Raw genomic sequence first — 16,240 nt, forward strand, 5'->3', positions numbered from 1 at the left:
GTCCCTCCAGGACGTGTCATCCGGAGCCGTGCCCGTCGTGGCCGTGTCGCCGATCCATTGACGGGTGCGGCGGTCGCCGCTCGCTCCATCCCGGGCCGAGCGTCTAAATGAGAAGTGTTCGGGTCGCTCGTCCCTGCGCTTTGTCGTCGTTGGCCCCGCGGCCGATCTTCGCGCTGATCCCATTATAAAAATTCATGGCGACAGGCGCAGTCCTCGGTGGCAGCGTGTCGCGCTCACGGTGAAGCGGCGATCAGCCGCCGGCTCCGTCCCACTCGACCCTGATGCCCCTGTAGGGATTCGCCCCCGAGGCCGAGAAGGCCCCGGGACCGATCTTGTCCACCGTGATCGTCAGGCCGGTCATCTCGATCAAGGCGCGGAGCAGCAGCCGCTTCTTCTCGACCGTTGCGGCGTCCCACGCGGCGGCAGCCGAGGATCCCGTGAATTCGTCCAGCCCGTCGGCCGGGCGCGCCGACCTCAGCCTGGCCTGCTCGGCCTCGAGCTGCGTCGTCAGCCTGGCGTTCTGGCGTCGGAACTGCTCCTCGTCCATGCCGCCCTCGCTGGCCGGGGTCATCACCAGGTCGGAGAGCAGGGCCTTCCTCGCCTTGATCTCCTCGATCCGCTGCTGGGCTTCGTCCACGACCGCTTGGTCGCCGCCCAGCATGCGCACGCCCTCGGTCTCCAGGAGGCGGACGACATGCCGCTCGACGAACTCGTCGACCACGTCCATCCGGCGCGTGATGCCGTGGCAACCTTGATGCGCGCACGTGTACTTCGCGTAGTAGTGGCGTTCCCTGCTCGGCGATTGCGATCCGTCAGCGCGCGTGTAGCCCTTCACGGTGTACTTGTAGCCCTTGACGCCGACCATGGGCCTGCCGCACACGCCGCACAGGACGATCCACGTCAGCAAGTACTTCAGCGCGGTATCGCCCTTGTTGGTGATCCTCGACGGGTCGGTCAGCTTCGCGAGGACCCGCTCGTGGGTCTCCCGATCGATGATGGGCTCCCAGGCCGCTTCGAAGAGCTGGGGCTGCCCGACCCACTGGCCGTCCTTGTACTCCTGGTGCTTGCGGTAGCCGGCCTGGGTCCACCGCATGAGCATCCGGCGCAGCGTCTGCGTCTGCCAGGCATTCCCTGCGGCCGTCTCGATTCCGCGGGCGCTCAGGTCCTTGGTGATCGCCCAGAGACTCTCGCCGTCCAGAACCCGGCGCGCGCACTCCCGGATGACGGCCGCTTCGGCCGGGTCGACGACCAGCTGCTTGCCGGAACCTCTGATCGTGGAGCCGTCCTGGTCCGCTGCGAAGCGGTAGCCGAACGGCCTGGGCCCGATGTACCGGCCGGCCTCCGCCATTTCCTTGTGCTTGGCGCGTTGCCGCCGGGCGACCGTCTCGGCTTCGAGCCGGGCGAAGACGCCCTTCATGCGGGCCATGGCCCGGCCCTGCTCGGTGGCCAGGTCGATCTCGCCGCCGACGCTGGCCAGGCTCAGCCCGAGCTTGTTCGCGTGGTCGATCCAGTCCTCGAGCTCGCGCGGCTTCCTCGTCAACCGGTCGACGTCCCAGACCACCACCGCGTGGACGCGCCGGGTCTCCACGGCCCGCATCATCTGCTCGTAGGCCGGCCTCGGCTTCTTCTTCGAGGCGGAGACGTCGTTGTCCGTGAAGACCTCGACGACGCGCCAGCCGAGACGCTCGGCGAGGGCCCGGCAGTCCTTCTCTTGGCGCTTGACCCCGAGTCCCTGGGCCTCGGAGTCCCGTGAGATCCGGACGTAGATCGCGGCATCGATTGGACTGGTCATGGGTCGATACTAGCAAGAGAAGTTTTGAAGTTCGTGAGCCGCATCAGGTCTTTTGCGCACGCAGCGGCCAAAGCGAGTTAACGCATATCCGACTGGATGCTGGTCAAATCGCGGATCTGGTCGAACGCATGCTGAAAATGTCGGGGCGACGGCTCGACCTCTCACAACCCTTCGTCGACTGCCAATTGCCCGACGGGTCGCGTCTGCATGTGGTCATTCCCGACATTACCCATGAGCACTGGGCCGTGAACATCCGCAAGTTCGTGGCCCGCGCGGCATCGCTGGAAGATCTCATCGCACTGGGCTCCATCAGCGAAACGGCCGCACAGTTTCTTTCCTGGTCGATCGCCGCCGGCATGAATATTGTGGTCACTGGCCCCACGCAGGCCGGTAAAACGACCATGCTCAACTGCTTAGCCTCCGCGATTGGCTCCCGCGAACGAATTATCACCATCGAGGAAATTTTTGAGGTGAAGCTGTCCCATCGAGACGTGGTCGGGCTACAGACCCGCTTGCCGAATCTCGAAGGCACTGGAGAAATCACGATGCGGCGTCTGGTCAAGGAGGCGTTGCGAATGCGCCCGGACCGCATCGTGATCGGCGAGGTCCGCGAGGCAGAGTCGCTCGACATGCTGATCGCGTTGAATTCCGGGATCGCCGGTCTTTGCACCCTGCATGCCAACTCCGCGCGAGACGCCATCACAAAGATCTGTACACTGCCGCTACTAGCGGGACCAAACATCACAGCTGACTTCGTAACGAAGACGGTGGCGTCCTGCATTGATCTTGTCGTGCACTGCACAAGAGACGCTGAAGGGCAGCGCTACGTGGAAGAAATTATCGGCCTGAAGAACCGTGTCGAAGACGGCGGTCAGATCGAGACGTCGACACTCTTTGAACGGCACGGCGACCGGCTCGTTCCGGCGGGCGGCGCGGATTTCAGCCATCGTAAGTTCGAGTTGGCCGGTGTGAACATTTCCCAAATGTTGGGGGACCGGATATGAGCCTGCTCATTGGCGCCACATTGGGGTTAGGAATCGCCTTGGCTGTGGACTGGTTACTGTTCGACCCTTGGCGCAAACCGGTGCGGAAACCGTCGCGAATCCGGCAAGCCTTACTCCGGGCCGGCATTATCGGACTGAGTCCGGCGAAATTTGTCATGATTGCCTTCGCCTGCGCCACCGTCAGTGCCCTGCTGACGATAGCGCTGACCGGTTCGATGCTTTTCGCAGCCATCTTCTTCCTCTTTGGCGCCGGTGCGCCATGGGCCTACCTGCGGCATCAGGCCACGAAACGACAAGCCTTGTTGCGCGAACAATGGCCCGAGGTTGTCGACCACCTTCGCAGTGCGATCCGAGCCGGTCTGTCGTTACCCGAGTCGCTTAGCCAACTCGCTGAGGTTGGGCCGGAGATATTGCGCCCCGCTTTTCATGAATTTGCGCTTGATTACCGGGCAACGGGAAAGTTCACCATCGCCTTGGAGCAGCTCGCCGACCGCCTCGCAGACCCGGTGGCGGATAAGATTCTGACCACATTGCGAATCACTCGTGAAGTCGGTGGCACCGATCTGGGGACGACGCTCAGCACGCTCGCCGCATTCCTCCGCGATGAGGTACGCACTCGTGGTGAATTGGCAGCCCGCCAATCGTGGATCGTTTCGGCATCTCGTCTGGCCGTCGCGGCACCGTGGATCCTATTGCTAGTCCTTGGCACACAAGACGCGGCTCAACAGGCGTACACAAGCCCAGCCGGGGTGATGCTACTCATCGGCGGACTGCTCATCTCGCTAATCTGCTACCGCATCATGCTGCGCCTAGGCACCCTGCCAGTGGAAGAGCGGGTACTGACATGAGCGGCTATTTCGGGTGGGCAGTCTTGTGCGGGCTCGGCATCGGCGTGGGATTGTGTCTTGTCGTGGCACGGGTTCCAGCTTGGCGCTCAAGTACTTTTGTCGACCGCATTGCCCCGCATATTCGTGTCGGTCAGCGCCCTTCGCGGCTGCTCGTCGAAGGATGGACACAACACCACAACCGTTTGGCTCTGGTCCAGTTCCTTGATCCGCTCGTTGAGCAGATCCGTCGTCGCATTCGAACCCATAATCCCGGAAATCAGGTATTGCGTAAACGACTGGCCGCTGCCGGTTCGCAGATGTCGGTCATCGATTTCCGAACACAACAGGTACTGAGCATGATGGCAGGCATCTTCCTCGGGGCAGTAGTGGTGACGTTGGCAGGGTTCGGCCGCAGTTTGGACCTAGTGCCATCTGTCTTCCTCGTCGCCACCTGTGGGGTAGTGGCCTACCTGTTCAGAGGTTGGATCCTCGGTGAACAAGTGGCAAGACGTCGACGCAAGATCCTGACACAATTTCCCACCGTGGCCGAGGTCATGGCCTTGGCCGTTGGGGCCGGTGAGTCAACGGTAGGTGCCATTGAACGGATCTCTGCAACGTGCCGTGGAGTTATCGGTGAAGAATTTGCGGCCATGATCAACGAAATTCGTGCTGGCTCCTCCGTTGCCAAAGCACTGAATGAGATGGCCGACCGAGTCCAGGTCAGTGCGATCACGCGCTTTGTCGACGCGGTCAACGTCGCCACAGAACGCGGAACTCCCATTGCGCAAGTCCTGCGAGACCAAGCCCAAGACGTTCGAGATGCTGCGAAGCGTGAACTCATGGAAGTCGCTGGCAAAAGAGAAATCAGCATGCTGGTCCCCATAGTGTTCGGCGTTCTGCCCCTTACCGTCATTTTTGCGGTCTTTCCTGGCCTCGCATTGTTGGAGGTGAGTTATTGACCAATTCCTCCGTCGTTCATCAATTTCCCGCTACCCTAACCGATCAGGAGAACTCACCATGGACCGCATGACCACCATCTTTTTCCAACTACTGAACACATTGCGCCGGATCGTTGAACGTACGTGGGCACGCTGGGCGCCCACCGTGCGCGATAGCCGTGGAGACGTACCCGGCTGGGTAATGATTACTCTCGTGAATAGGGCCTAATTGCTACTACGCCCTGACTTGGCCGTATCCTCCCATTTAGCCACAATCCTAACCTCCGACTGCGGCCGTTTCGAGGTCACGACAATTTTTCCCAGGACACGGGACAGGATCTCTCGCCGTACCGTCAACGGCATCTGATCCCAGTGGTCCATCAAATCCGGTGCGAGCTCTACGGCAGGCTTCCGCGCATTCACCCGGGCCTCCATCAGCTCACTCTCCAACCGGCCCTTCTCCGCCAGCAGCTCGTCCCGCATCCGCTGGTACACGTCCGCCGGGATCAGCTCATCAATGAACCGCGTGGTGAGGTTGTCCAAACGCGCGCCGTTCTTGATCAGCTGCCGATTCAGCGACGCAGTACGGTCCGGCAGTGCCGGCATCTTCACAGTGGCGCTCGCCGCCTGGGCGTTGAGTTCTTCGACAAGTTCACCGAGCCAGGGGAGCAGCGCTGCCATGATGACTTTCTCGGTGACATACCCGCCGGAGTGGATACGGAAATTGGCGGCACCTGAGCAGCGGTATTTGAGTGTGCGGTTGTGGCCGAAGAGACCGGCATACATGCCGTAGCCGCACTGGCCACAGTAGATGTACCCGGTAAGCAGGTACTGAGTCTTTTCCCCACGGCGGTGCACATAACGGGCTTTCCTGCGCACCAGATACTCTTCCCACTGCTCCTCGGTGATGAGCGGTTCGTGGATACCCTTGTGGAGTTCGCCCTTGTGTGTGAACTTACCGGCCGAGAACGGGTTGTCCAGGACTCGCTGGATGGCGCGATCGGACCAAAGCCCGCTCTTCGTGGGGCCGTAGCCGGGGCTGGGGCGGACGTCGGTGCTGTTCAGCCAGGCGGCGATGGTCTGGAAGGATTCACCGAGCAGGTAGCGACGGTAGCTTTCCTGGACGATTGGGCCCTCGACGGGGTGTGGAGTGAAGCCTGTCGCTCGGTCGTAGTTGTACCCGAACCGCTTCCTGCCGCTAGCTGGTCGGCCGCTCTCGACGCGGCGCCGGTGTGCTTCGCGCCAGGTGTCGCCGATCCTCTCGGATTCGAAGGCAGCGAACTCGGCGAGCATGCCGCGGGCGAAGCGCCCGGTCGAGGTGGAGACGTCTACGGACTCTGTCGCGGATTCGATCCGGCCGCCAGCGGTTTCTACCTTGTCGATGGCCACAGCCCAGTCCAGCCGGGCGCGAGAGAGCCTGGACCACTTCCACAGGACGATGACCTCAGCGTCCCCGTTCTCGATCATGCCCATGACGCGCTGCACTGCGGGGCGGTTCCATGTGCGCCCGCTGATACCAGGGTCGGCTTCGACAGCGACGACTTGGTATCCGGCCTGCTCGCAGTAGCGTCGGCCGGCATCTTCCTGTAGTTCGAGACTGATTGAGTCCTCGCGGGCGATCGACTGCCTGAGGTATAGCACGGCGCGGGGCCGTATTGGAGTTGTCTTTTTCTTTGTCTTCATGATGAGTGCCCCTCGTTTCATAGGAGGTTTCTCTGAGTCTGGCGCGGCACACCATTGGCGAGGCGGGATGCAGAGCGAACTGTGGATCTCTGCTCATGCGACGTGGTCACTTGGCGGCCACAGCTGCTGAATCTGGTCGCCGTCGAGGGTCTGCAGCCGGTCGATGACCACATGCTCGGTAACCCCCAACTCCTCGGCCATATCCGCCGGGCAAGTAGCCCAACCAGCAACACGGCGAAGATCGTTGAACGAGACCAGAATACGAGCGACTTCGAGGCAAACCTCGCGCTCAACGGCTGGCGGCTGGCAACCACGATGACCACTACTGACATGGAACATTTCGTGCATCAAGGCGCAGCGGATCTCCGCACGGCTCAGATCAGGATCAATCCAGATGCGCTCGCCGTCGGTAGCGGCGGGCATGGTGGGGTTGGGACGCTCCCAGATGATTGTTGCTGGGGCGATACGGGGTTTGTGTGTCGACTGGTGCAACATGATTAGAAGATATGTTCGAATACATGCGACCTCAAATGTTACATGCTGGAATTTCTAGTTCAGTGCGACAAAGTACCTGAAATTATTGATGGAAAATCGTCTAGGTTGTCGCGGAATATGACGCCGGGACTACTGCCCTTTTTGCGTGTTCCGCAACATCTCGGCGAGAACCGGGATCAGTGACGAGGCGCTGTCATTGGGTTGACTCGAGCCGACCTCCGGGTTGGGTTCGTTCCCGAAAACGCGTCTGGAGAACTCGGCCCTGAGGATGTTCTTCTCAGTTGGGTCAGTGATGTCGGCGGTGTAGGCGTCGAAAGTGTTGAGCTGAACGACGATCGAGCGTGCCCAAGTTGCGTGCGCTCGGAAGTGGGAAGCCTGCTTCAGGAGTAAGCCGCCAATCGCGACGGCCCCGGAGACTAGAGCTATTCGCCAGGCAACGCTCGCCCATAGCTCGCCGCCTGCGGAACTGTTGGGGTTGGTAATGACGCTGGTAAACCGGACGGCCTCCCAGCCGGCAATAATGAAAATAACAACGCCTATGCCCAAGAATAGCCAGTAGCCGGACGAACTTCTCCTAGCATAATTCTTATAGTGCCGTGAAACCTTATCAGCCCCTTCCTGGTGGCGGAGTTGCTTAAGTTTCTTCAGCTCACTCTCGTACTCCATACGGGAAGACGCCAGCGCCGCAACCTGTTCTGTTGTGGAATCGCGGAGTTTATCAATCGTGGATTCCCAAGTCTCCGCCTTCTCGTTCAGCTCGAGGAGCTGAGTTTCGGCTTTTCGAAGCTTCTGCGCATACAGGCGAGCACGCATCGCGATCATAGTTTCCCGCCCAGAATTAGTTACGGCCGAACCTTGAGGGCCGGAACTCTTGGCCATGCTCTTGATGTCTGAATCAAGCTCGGCCTGATACTGGTACGGGCCACACAGGGCCGAAGATATATGGTCTGCGACTTCAGCCGCTGACACGAAGATCTTCGGAAAGGAGCTCATGTAATTTTTGCAGAAATCGAAAAACTGCAACAACGAATCAGGGACTGAGGGGAATCCAACTTCAAGCCAATCGCAAATTTCGCACGTATCCCGAAGGAAGTCGCCGGCGGCGTCGATGTTAAGCGGCACTTCGTTCTGATTAAGCGCATCTAGCCAAACGGTAGACGATCCTGACAGCATGTCGACGAGCCGAACATAAATATCAGGCTCGATGATGGCAGGGTCGTTTATCCGGCCAGAGCGATACATTCGGCATAGGTCTACCACCTGCGTCAAAGCAACTGAAATATCCTCGCGAAGCAGCGACTCGTGATTCAAAGCTTCACTCATGATTGCGCTCCTGGCTCTCCTCGCCGCGCTCGCCGTGCAGGCGCTCGAACTTCTGTGCTTCTGACTCGAATGGTGGGTGGGCGGCGAGGCGCTCGTCGTGTGGCGTGGGGTGCTTTGAAGCTTCGCCCTTGTGTACTTGTTGGAATCCGGCTTGCTCTAACTCGAGCTCGATGTCATTGGGGCGCGGGTATCCGTCATCGCTCTTCTGTCCCGCGCCAGGGCGATCGGCCGGCGCCACGGGGCGAATGCGCAGTCGGTGCGGTTGAGATGTGCTTTGGTTGGTGGATTCAATGTGCTGTCCCTTTGCGGAAGACAGTCGCAAAGCAAGTTCCGTGAGAATCTGCTGGTCCGAAGCTCCACTCAGTGCCTGGGTGGCCGGTAGGGAATCTACTGGCACCCCGATGGCTTGTGCGCTTACCGTCAAAATTTCCACGGGGTTCACGTCTAGCGCGCGGGCCAAGCCGTTCACCGTTTTTCGTTGCGGGGTTTGGTCCATGTGCTCGCGACTGTCGTTGATGAGGTTGTACACGGTTTGGCGAGACAGGCCAGAGCGACGGACTAGCTCGGAGACTGTCCACCCTCGGTCATCTATCTTGCGCTGTAAGTAGCGCCCCAACTCGTGCATAAATCCACCTTCATCTGACGCCGCGACTCGTGTCCATCGAGTATCGACAGACCATGTCCACCACGTTAAAGATAGTTCAATCCCGCATTTGTAAACCAAAAGGCGCGCCAGTTGCCACGTTCGGCCCGAATATTCGGGGGTTATGGGGAGAAATGCGGTTGACAAGATGTAAACCGACTATGTACGTTTGTTCCTAGCAAGGTTGACAACCAAGAGGGAGTGAAGAAAGATGATGGCTACACGTAAACGTCGAGCGATGGCGAGGGGGAAGTGGATGAAGTTACGTGACCCAGCGGTTCTGAAAGCGTTTATCGGAGCCAAAGCTGGGATGAATCAGTCCAAGCTGGCTGAGTATGCGGGATGCGAGCGGCAGTTTATTAGCGCACTGGTGCGAGGCCGCAAAAATGGGTGCACGCCCAAGCTGGCCGAGGCCATCGAAGATGTTCTAGGTGCGCCCAGGGGAACTATTTTTTCGCCCGGACAGTCCATCGAGAATGTGCAATCTTGCCACTCTCGTAGTCAAGTCAAGCGGGAAGCCGGAAAGTTGAGGGTGGCATGAGCACCGAAGCAGAAGTTCAAGACCTCAACGACCGCGCCACCTCCGCGCTCGCCGAGTTCAAGGCCGCGCAGGAGCAGGTCCGGTACGCGGCAGTCAGCATCGCAGACTGCGTATCAGCCGGTGGTGAGTTTGTGCCCGGACGCTTACAGGAGGAATACCAACGCGCACGTGAAAACGAGCGACGGTGCATCACGCTCATGCTCGAGGCCCAGCGTCAGGCAACTGAGGCGACCAGAGCGTGGCTGAACGGCGGCCGTGATGAGTAAGGAGATTTCGGTTGGCACGCTTGGGGATCCGCGCTCCGTATTTCGAGCGCAAGGACATCGGGTCCCCGAGATCTTTCCGCATCCGGCCAAATGCACTGACGGATCGCCAAGGGCGGTAATGATCGCAGTTCGAGACCACCATGATTGCCGGATCTGCGGAAAGTCGGTCGCCCAAGGAGAACCAGTCGTGTGGCACATGTGCTCGATCTGGAAGACAGATGCAGCGTATGTCACCGCCCACGAGGAATGCATTAAGGAGATCCGATCTGACCGATCCATTGCCGAGCGGCTGTGGGTTGAGAACCACATGAAAATGCCCTCACCAGTTGCAGCTGGTGAGGGCGACGAAACCAAACCCGAATAAGCAGTTTAGGAGTGTGATTTCAATGTCCAGTCTACAAGCACAGGGTGTGAAGCCCGAGGCCGGTGAATCCCGGGCGGCGTGCATCGCGGGGGCCGCCGGCGTGTACGCGTCGTGGCTCGCCGAGGTAGCTGCACAGGGCGGGCTCGTGTCCGAGGAGGTGGCGGCATGATCTTGGAGATCCTCCTGGCCGTGACCCTGACCGCTGGAACGGCAGTTATTGGTATCAGCGGTTGGCTGGCCGTCGAGGCCATCAAGTCGATCAGAACGACGCGTGCTCGCGACGAAGCTACCAAGGCCGAGGCAGAGAAGTGCGCCAAGGCCTTCGAAGCTGCTCAGGCGAGCATGACCGAGCTCGGCCGCAAGCTCGCCTCGGGAGCGTCACTTGAAGACGCTGCCAAGGTCGCCGGAATCAAGATCATGTCACCGGCCGAGGTTGCCGCGGACCTGCAGTTGATGCCGTGCGCTGATCCGAACTGCCCGTCATGCAAGGGGAAGCGGGGTGGCCGCAATGTCTGAGCGCTTCTTCCCGAAGTTGGCCCAGGGTAAGGCCCCGACCCCTCGTGATGTAGCGGCGGCCTCGGCGGCGCACCGCCAGCGCGAGGCGCACCAGGCCGCGAAGGTTGCCACCGATCGCCTGCGCGAGGCGCTGCGTGTCTGGTTCGACTTCGACAGCACCGGCAATATTTCCGGGGCGATCAGCCACACCATCGTCCGTGGGGAAGAGCTGGTCGAGCGGCTACGCGAGCTGCAGGACGTGGCCGAGCCTTTCCGTGACCAGCCAGCAGCGGGTGATCGGTCGTGAGCACGCATACCGGCAAGGTCCGCGTGATCCCGGCCGGCCGCGCTCATCACGTCGCCGAGCTCGATATCAAGTGGCGCCGCTACCCGAAGTCCGACAAGGCCATCCAGGCACGCAAGGCTGCTGCGCTGTGGGCCCGGAATTTCTACAAGTCCGCCAAAGGTGAAGTGTTCGTGGAGATGGGCACCATCTCACCGGACACTGCTGAGGGCAAGGGCTCGATCCACGTGGGCAAGATGCAGACGCACTACTACGTGGTGATCGACGACCTGCCGGACCCGGTGCCTGTCGCGGACCTCTTCACGGAAGGCAGTCGGTAATGCGCCGCGCTGAGCGGATCCGTGCCCGGGCGGAGCGCCGCATGTGGCTCGGGTACCTGCCCGCCATGGTCCTGATGCTTATCGTCACGATCCTCACCGCGGCCATGCCCACGGGTGTGAGCACGCTGATGATGCTCCTCTCCGGAGGGTTGGCCTTGGGCGCCTGGTGCGACCTCGCTCATGCCGAGGCCATGGCCAATGCGGCCGACCGCGCCGACCTCACCGCCGCCTAGCCGGCACTCTTTCAACCACGTTTTTACCTGTACATAGGAGGGCTCCCGTGTCCAAAAATCACGGCGAGATTCAAGAATTACCGCTCTCAGCGGTGCACCCAGACCCCGACAACCCCCGCAAGGACATGGGCGATCTGGACCGCCTGGCCAAAGAGCTGAAGGCCATCGGCCAGATGGACCCGATCACCGTGTACCCACACCCGGACCTCGAGGGGCAGTACCGGATCCAGGGCGGGCACAGAAGATACCAGGCCGCGCTGCGCGCCGACCTGGCCACGATCCTGTGCCGCATCATCCCTACCCCGGCCGCCCCGAAGGCTGACCTGTTCGCCGAGGCGCTGACCACCGGCACCAACCACGCTCCCTTGTCCACGACTGAGCAGGGCGTGGCGATCCAGGGCATGCTCACCGAGGGCAAGTCCGAGGCGTGGATCGCCCGAAATTTCGCGATCCCTAAGGCCGAGGTGAAGGCCCGCGCTGGTCTGGGCAAGCGCCCGCAGCTCGCCGCTAAGCACGACACCGGCAAGCTGGACCTGCTCGGTGTCGCCAAGCTGATGGAGTACGAGGAGAAGACCGGCGCCACCGATCTGGTGGAGAAGGTCACCGCGGAGATCGCCGACGCCTCACGCCCATGGATGCGGTACGACGCTGCCGGCGTGGAGCGCGAGATCGCCCTGGCAGAGTCGGCCGCGATCAAGGCGAAGATCCGTGAGGAAATGACCGGGCTTGGCGCCGAGGAGATCGAGTCGGAGGACCGCTACTCAGGCAAGTACCGCAAGACCGACAAGGTCCTGAGCCACCAGGAGCACATCGCTGCCGGCCACCTGTACGAGGTCGAGCGGGATGGGGTGACCTGGTGGGAGAAGCTGGCGAAGTCCGCACCGAAGCTCGACCCGGTGATCGCCGCGCAGAAGGAGCTGATCCGCCGGCTCAACGGCATGCTGCCGGCCGCGCAGCGCGCACGCCGCGCCTTCACCATCGAGAAGATCCGCGACAAGCAGGCCCTGGCCGACATTGAAGACCGGCTGATGTTCGCCCAGCACATCATGGCCCACTGCCAAACCGGCGTCCAGTGCCGTGCCGTCGGCGAAGTCATCAGCCTCGCATCGCCGGAGCCGGAAGGCGACGAGCAGGAATACTCGGGATCCTTGTCGAAGCGCCGGAACGAATGGCGCGTGAAGGCCGAGGGCTTGGTCATGAAGCTCACTCTTGGCCAGCAGATCCGCCTCTACCTGTGGCTGCAGCAGATCGAAGCCGAGGAAGAGAGCTATCGCTTCAATTGGTACGACCGCGGCTCGTGGGAAAAGCGCAACCGCTGGCATCCATTGGCTGTCTGGTACAACCGCCTAATCTGCTTCTTCGGGTACATCCCGGATAGCGACGAGGTCGCGGCGATCAATCTCGGACGCCAGCTCGACGATCGGGGCCCGGACGATGAAGCCTACAACGTGAATTTGCCGGCGGAGTGTGAGCAGGTGTGTGGCCGGTGCGGTCAGCAGTCGATCGCACACGGCGAACCTGGCGCACCGTGCCCGACCTGCGAGAGCGAGGGCAAGTAATGACCACGCCAGCACGTGAGGTCAGCGCGGAGGAGATCCGCCGGCAGATTTGCGTGGCGAAGCACCCTGCCTCTGCGGCTCCGGCGCCGCGCATCATCGATCGCGACCGCGGCAAGACGCCTTTCACACACCAGGATTCGGCTGCAGTGACTTGGCCTCGCGCTGGTATTCGGTGCATCCCGGGTCTCGCGGCGGGGGAACGCGTCTGGCTGGTGACGGTTTGGGACTCCATGCAGGATCCGATCTGGCGGAAGTCCTTCAGCGACGAGGCGGAGGCGATCCGTGAAGCCGAGAAGCAAGTGCGGCAAGCGCGTGCGTTCCGTGACTCGGTCGAGTGGTTCTTCGCGGAGTTCGTCGACTGGCTTCCGTATCTCTCCAAGGGCAGTAGTCGCCCAGAGATCGAGCCACCATGCTGAGCCGAGGCAGGCGAGATCCATGAGGCATCAGCCGGACACACATTCAAAGTCGGGGCACTGGACCGAGCAGGCTGCCTGCGCGACCTACCGGGTCAAAGACGGAGATGATCCGTGGTTCCCGCGCCCAGGGCGCGTCGAGCAGGAGGGCCGGAAGGCCTTCGAGACCTGCTCCGAGTGCCCGGTGCGGGAGATCTGCCTGGACAAGGCGATCGAGCGCCGAGAGCGCGACGGGATCTTCGGAGGGATGACCCCGAAGGAGCGCAAGCGCGAGCGTGAAAGAAGACAACGCAAAGAGCGGAAGGACAAGGACCAATGAGCACGCAAACCACCGAACACGCCACGATTACCCCATTCAAAGCGACCCATCCTGGCAAGGACTGGCTGGAGCTCCTGGCCAAGGTCCTGCCGCCGGGCCGCCTGCCGGCACCAAGTGCTGGGATGGTGGTGCTGCGCTTCGCAGGCCCTGCCGTCGCGGCCAGCACCTTCGACTACCAGACCGCGCTCACGGCGGGTCATGGCCAAGGCCCGACGGGCGCAGCCGGCACGACGAAGGTCGCTCATGCACACGGCCTCTACCGCACGCTCCGCGAGGTGCTGAAAGTTGTGCCGAAGGATTCGGACGTCACGCTGAGCTGGGAGGAATTTCAGGGCCGCGAGGCACTGTATGTCGAGGTCGAGGGCTACCGCCTCGCTGTCCCGCACAGCATGGCCGGCGCCGTCGAGAAAGACGGCCTCGACAAGATCGAGCGCCCCACCCTTTTCGCTGGGCTGGAGCGCGGCCCTCAGGCCGCGGTGGATGTCGAAGAGTTCATCCGGACCATCGATCGTGTCATCCCGTTTGCATCGAAGGACGATACGGTGCCCGTGCTGACCTGCGTGCAGATCCGCATCGAGGACGGGAAGCTGACTGCGTACGCCACCGACCGGTATCGACTGGCGCGGGCAAGCATGCCGGTCACGCTCATCCATGCCGGCGACCTCGGCGGGCAGCCTTCTACCAAGGCGCTGATCCTGGGCAAGGAGTGGCCGCGGCTGAAGAAGATCCTGGCTGGCGGCGAATTCGATCTGAGGCTGGGCGGTGCACAGCGAACAGGCGAGGCCGTCGCTGTGGCCATGACGGGGGCCGGGTTTGAAGCGCGCATGCTTTGCCAGCAGGGAAGTTACCCGGATCTGGCCAGCCTTTTCGAGGATCAGGCGAAGAATCGGACGCGAGTGCTCATCGATGGCGTGGGGATCCAGAAGGCCACGCAGGTGATCGAGGCACTCACGCCAAGAAATATCCCGATGAGGCTTGTCTCGACCGAGGGCGGCAATGCCGTACGGATTGTGGCGACCCTGCCTGACGGCGAGGTGCAGGAATCCCCGCTGGTCGACGCCAACATGTCGGAGCCATTCGAGATGGCGTTCAACCCGACTTACTACTTGAGCGCGATCAAGGCGCTCAGAGCGCAGCGCCTCCGGTTCTCGATGTATCGACCTACCAAGCCGGTGCACCTGAGCGACGCCTCAGTGCCGGTGGACCAAGTGACTTTCGAGCAGCTGATTATGCCGACCAGGCTACCCAGCGTGTCGGATGCACAGGGCTAGCACCTTGTGTACCGCTGAACAAACTCTAGGGATTGTAGGAGGGAATCATGAACGTTCGTAGTGAAGTCGCTGTACACATCTACGGCGATGAGAAAGTGCGCACGCTGCTCATCGATGGGCAGGTGCACTTCATCGCCGCCGACCTCTGCGAGGTGCTCGGCCTTGGCCGAGTCCACGACGCGGTGCGCGGTCTCGACGAGGACGAAAAGGGTGCGGATACTATCCGCACCCTTGGCGGGGCCCAGACGGTCACGACGGTGACCGAGGCCAGCATGTATTCGATGGTGCTGCGCTCCCGGAAGCCTGAGGCGAAAGCCTTCAAGCGGTGGGTCACGCACCGCGGCGCCGGTCGCCTCTGGGACGCGGCCGTGGCCCGCCTCCAGGCCGGCGAGCCCCTTGTCGCACGGAAAGCGAGCTGACCATGAACGAGGAAGAGTTCGCGACCTCGGCCGAGTGCCGGGAGATGAAGCACAAGTGGTGCTACGGCCAGGCATTCGACGTCGAAGCCGACGAAGAGACCGCTTGCCAGTGCAACTGCCACGAACCCGAAGAATCCATCATCCAGGAAGGAGTAGCGGCATGAGCTTGAGCATCACCGTCTACACGAAAGACCAGTGCGGCGAATGCGTGAAGACTCGAAAGTTCCTCGAGAACCGTGGCATCCCGCACCTGGTTCAGCACGTCGCGGACACCGACGAGTCGGCGATCGCCACGCTGAAGGAGATCGCCGAGGGCATGGGCGTCGCACCGTCGATGCCGTACGTCCGGGTCCACGACGAGGCCACCGGAGACTCGGTGGCCTGGTTCGGGCACCGGCCAGACCAGATCGTCCAGCACATCACCTCCCAGAGAGCGAGGAAGTAACCATGACCGCAGTAATCACACTGTCCGACCCAGACAACCGCGCCGACGACTGCAACTTTGTAATGACCGCCCCCGTGCAGGACTGCATCCCGTACCTGCTGGGTCCGGTCACCAATGACACGCTCCCGGCATCCCGCTGGGTCATCCGGGCAGCTGTTCAGGCACTGCTCAGCGGACGCTTCGCCGAGGCCAAGCACTACGCCCGGCAGGTCGGCATCTACCTCAGCGCCGAGAGCAACCATGTCGAGGCCGTCACCGTCCAGGAACTCGGCGACGGAGGCGACTTCTGGGTCGTCACCGGCACCACGGACGCGCACAGCGCCGAAGAAGCCGTCCGAGCCCACTGCGAGTGGCTCTACGGCGACACTCTTGAGGAACTCGCCGGCGAAGACCACGTCGAGCTACGGGTCTCGCGCCAGGAGCTGATGCGCTGGTCAAACCTCAACGACGAGGGGAAAGCTGACGATGGCTCACGGCTCCTCCGCCGCGACCGCTGGGCCCTCGCAAGCCGCGACGAGTGGCGCGAGTGGTTACCGCTCAGCGCCCCATTCGACGGATTCATGGTGCAAGCATGAGCCGGGACCTA

General features: G+C 61.8%; 23 protein-coding genes. 18 read left to right on the top strand and 5 right to left on the bottom strand.

What is annotated here, in order from left to right:
* Positions 1-250: 250 nt before the first annotated feature.
* Complete coding sequence (locus ACYU0X_RS06415; protein ID WP_418908935.1) at positions 251-1,792, bottom strand: recombinase family protein; 1,542 nt, start codon at positions 1,790-1,792, stop codon at positions 251-253.
* Between ACYU0X_RS06415 and ACYU0X_RS06420 the strand changes: the two genes are divergently transcribed.
* From ACYU0X_RS06420 to ACYU0X_RS06435, 4 genes are all read left to right on the top strand, one after another.
* On the top strand, positions 1,780-2,796 hold the full coding sequence (locus tag ACYU0X_RS06420) for a CpaF family protein (RefSeq protein WP_461902461.1): 1,017 nt from the start codon (positions 1,780-1,782) through the stop codon (positions 2,794-2,796). The genes ACYU0X_RS06415 and ACYU0X_RS06420 overlap by 13 nt on opposite strands.
* Positions 2,793-3,644: a type II secretion system F family protein gene (locus ACYU0X_RS06425; protein ID WP_461902462.1), complete on the top strand. Its 852-nt coding sequence runs from the start codon at positions 2,793-2,795 to the stop codon at positions 3,642-3,644. The genes ACYU0X_RS06420 and ACYU0X_RS06425 overlap by 4 nt, the downstream gene beginning before the upstream one ends.
* Positions 3,641-4,582 carry a type II secretion system F family protein gene (locus ACYU0X_RS06430; RefSeq protein WP_461902463.1) on the top strand — a complete coding sequence of 314 codons (942 nt, stop codon included), beginning with the start codon at positions 3,641-3,643 and terminating at the stop codon, positions 4,580-4,582. The genes ACYU0X_RS06425 and ACYU0X_RS06430 overlap by 4 nt, the downstream gene beginning before the upstream one ends.
* A gap of 67 nt (positions 4,583-4,649) precedes the next feature.
* A complete protein-coding gene (locus ACYU0X_RS06435; RefSeq protein WP_461902464.1) occupies positions 4,650-4,790 on the top strand; it encodes a hypothetical protein in 141 nt (46 codons plus the stop codon).
* Here ACYU0X_RS06435 and ACYU0X_RS06440 read toward each other — a convergent pair.
* From ACYU0X_RS06440 to ACYU0X_RS06455, 4 genes are all read right to left on the bottom strand, one after another.
* Positions 4,787-6,244 (bottom strand): recombinase family protein, encoded by a 1,458-nt coding sequence (locus ACYU0X_RS06440; RefSeq protein WP_461902465.1) that lies wholly within the window; start codon positions 6,242-6,244, stop codon positions 4,787-4,789. The genes ACYU0X_RS06435 and ACYU0X_RS06440 overlap by 4 nt on opposite strands.
* A 93-nt stretch (positions 6,245-6,337) precedes the next feature.
* Positions 6,338-6,739: an ImmA/IrrE family metallo-endopeptidase gene (locus tag ACYU0X_RS06445; RefSeq protein WP_461902466.1), complete on the bottom strand. Its 402-nt coding sequence runs from the start codon at positions 6,737-6,739 to the stop codon at positions 6,338-6,340.
* A gap of 129 nt (positions 6,740-6,868) precedes the next feature.
* Positions 6,869-8,062, bottom strand: coding sequence for a hypothetical protein (locus ACYU0X_RS06450; RefSeq protein WP_461902467.1), 1,194 nt, complete (start codon positions 8,060-8,062; stop codon positions 6,869-6,871).
* Complete coding sequence (locus tag ACYU0X_RS06455) at positions 8,055-8,687, bottom strand: helix-turn-helix domain-containing protein (RefSeq protein ID WP_461902468.1); 633 nt, start codon at positions 8,685-8,687, stop codon at positions 8,055-8,057. The genes ACYU0X_RS06450 and ACYU0X_RS06455 overlap by 8 nt, the downstream gene beginning before the upstream one ends.
* 555 nt (positions 8,688-9,242) lie before the next feature.
* Between ACYU0X_RS06455 and ACYU0X_RS06460 the strand changes: the two genes are divergently transcribed.
* The 14 genes from ACYU0X_RS06460 to ACYU0X_RS06525 all read left to right on the top strand — a co-directional run bounded on the left by ACYU0X_RS06460 (position 9,243) and on the right by ACYU0X_RS06525 (position 16,229).
* Positions 9,243-9,512: a hypothetical protein gene (locus ACYU0X_RS06460; protein ID WP_461902469.1), complete on the top strand. Its 270-nt coding sequence runs from the start codon at positions 9,243-9,245 to the stop codon at positions 9,510-9,512.
* A 386-nt stretch (positions 9,513-9,898) separates the two neighbouring features.
* On the top strand, positions 9,899-10,045 hold the full coding sequence (locus ACYU0X_RS06465; RefSeq protein WP_461902470.1) for a hypothetical protein: 147 nt from the start codon (positions 9,899-9,901) through the stop codon (positions 10,043-10,045).
* Entirely contained in the window at positions 10,042-10,392 is a 351-nt protein-coding gene (locus tag ACYU0X_RS06470) for a hypothetical protein (protein WP_461902471.1), read from the top strand. The genes ACYU0X_RS06465 and ACYU0X_RS06470 overlap by 4 nt, the downstream gene beginning before the upstream one ends.
* Positions 10,376-10,678, top strand: a complete 303-nt coding sequence (locus ACYU0X_RS06475; protein ID WP_461902472.1) for a hypothetical protein — start codon at positions 10,376-10,378, stop codon at positions 10,676-10,678. The genes ACYU0X_RS06470 and ACYU0X_RS06475 overlap by 17 nt, the downstream gene beginning before the upstream one ends.
* Entirely contained in the window at positions 10,675-10,995 is a 321-nt protein-coding gene (locus ACYU0X_RS06480) for a hypothetical protein (RefSeq protein ID WP_461902473.1), read from the top strand. Before ACYU0X_RS06475 ends, ACYU0X_RS06480 begins: the two co-directional genes overlap by 4 nt.
* Positions 10,995-11,228: a hypothetical protein gene (locus ACYU0X_RS06485; RefSeq protein WP_461902474.1), complete on the top strand. Its 234-nt coding sequence runs from the start codon at positions 10,995-10,997 to the stop codon at positions 11,226-11,228. Before ACYU0X_RS06480 ends, ACYU0X_RS06485 begins: the two co-directional genes overlap by 1 nt.
* Positions 11,229-11,275: 47 nt before the next feature.
* Entirely contained in the window at positions 11,276-12,787 is a 1,512-nt protein-coding gene (locus tag ACYU0X_RS06490; protein ID WP_461902475.1) for a ParB/RepB/Spo0J family partition protein, read from the top strand.
* The gene (locus ACYU0X_RS06495) at positions 12,787-13,203 is read left to right on the top strand and encodes a hypothetical protein (RefSeq protein WP_461902476.1); all 417 of its coding nucleotides are present in this window, start codon (positions 12,787-12,789) and stop codon (positions 13,201-13,203) included. The genes ACYU0X_RS06490 and ACYU0X_RS06495 overlap by 1 nt, the downstream gene beginning before the upstream one ends.
* A 19-nt stretch (positions 13,204-13,222) precedes the next feature.
* Complete coding sequence (locus tag ACYU0X_RS06500; RefSeq protein WP_461902477.1) at positions 13,223-13,519, top strand: WhiB family transcriptional regulator; 297 nt, start codon at positions 13,223-13,225, stop codon at positions 13,517-13,519.
* The gene (locus tag ACYU0X_RS06505; protein ID WP_461902478.1) at positions 13,516-14,790 is read left to right on the top strand and encodes a DNA polymerase III subunit beta family protein; all 1,275 of its coding nucleotides are present in this window, start codon (positions 13,516-13,518) and stop codon (positions 14,788-14,790) included. Before ACYU0X_RS06500 ends, ACYU0X_RS06505 begins: the two co-directional genes overlap by 4 nt.
* Positions 14,791-14,837: 47 nt before the next feature.
* The gene (locus tag ACYU0X_RS06510) at positions 14,838-15,209 is read left to right on the top strand and encodes a BRO-N domain-containing protein (protein ID WP_461902479.1); all 372 of its coding nucleotides are present in this window, start codon (positions 14,838-14,840) and stop codon (positions 15,207-15,209) included.
* A gap of 2 nt (positions 15,210-15,211) precedes the next feature.
* Positions 15,212-15,373 (top strand): hypothetical protein, encoded by a 162-nt coding sequence (locus tag ACYU0X_RS06515; RefSeq protein WP_461902480.1) that lies wholly within the window; start codon positions 15,212-15,214, stop codon positions 15,371-15,373.
* The gene (locus tag ACYU0X_RS06520) at positions 15,370-15,654 is read left to right on the top strand and encodes a glutaredoxin family protein (RefSeq protein WP_461902481.1); all 285 of its coding nucleotides are present in this window, start codon (positions 15,370-15,372) and stop codon (positions 15,652-15,654) included. Before ACYU0X_RS06515 ends, ACYU0X_RS06520 begins: the two co-directional genes overlap by 4 nt.
* Positions 15,655-15,656: 2 nt before the next feature.
* Entirely contained in the window at positions 15,657-16,229 is a 573-nt protein-coding gene (locus ACYU0X_RS06525) for a hypothetical protein (protein WP_461902482.1), read from the top strand.
* Positions 16,230-16,240 lie beyond the last annotated feature (11 nt).

The sequence above is a fragment of the Glutamicibacter sp. X7 genome, from assembly GCF_054889245.1.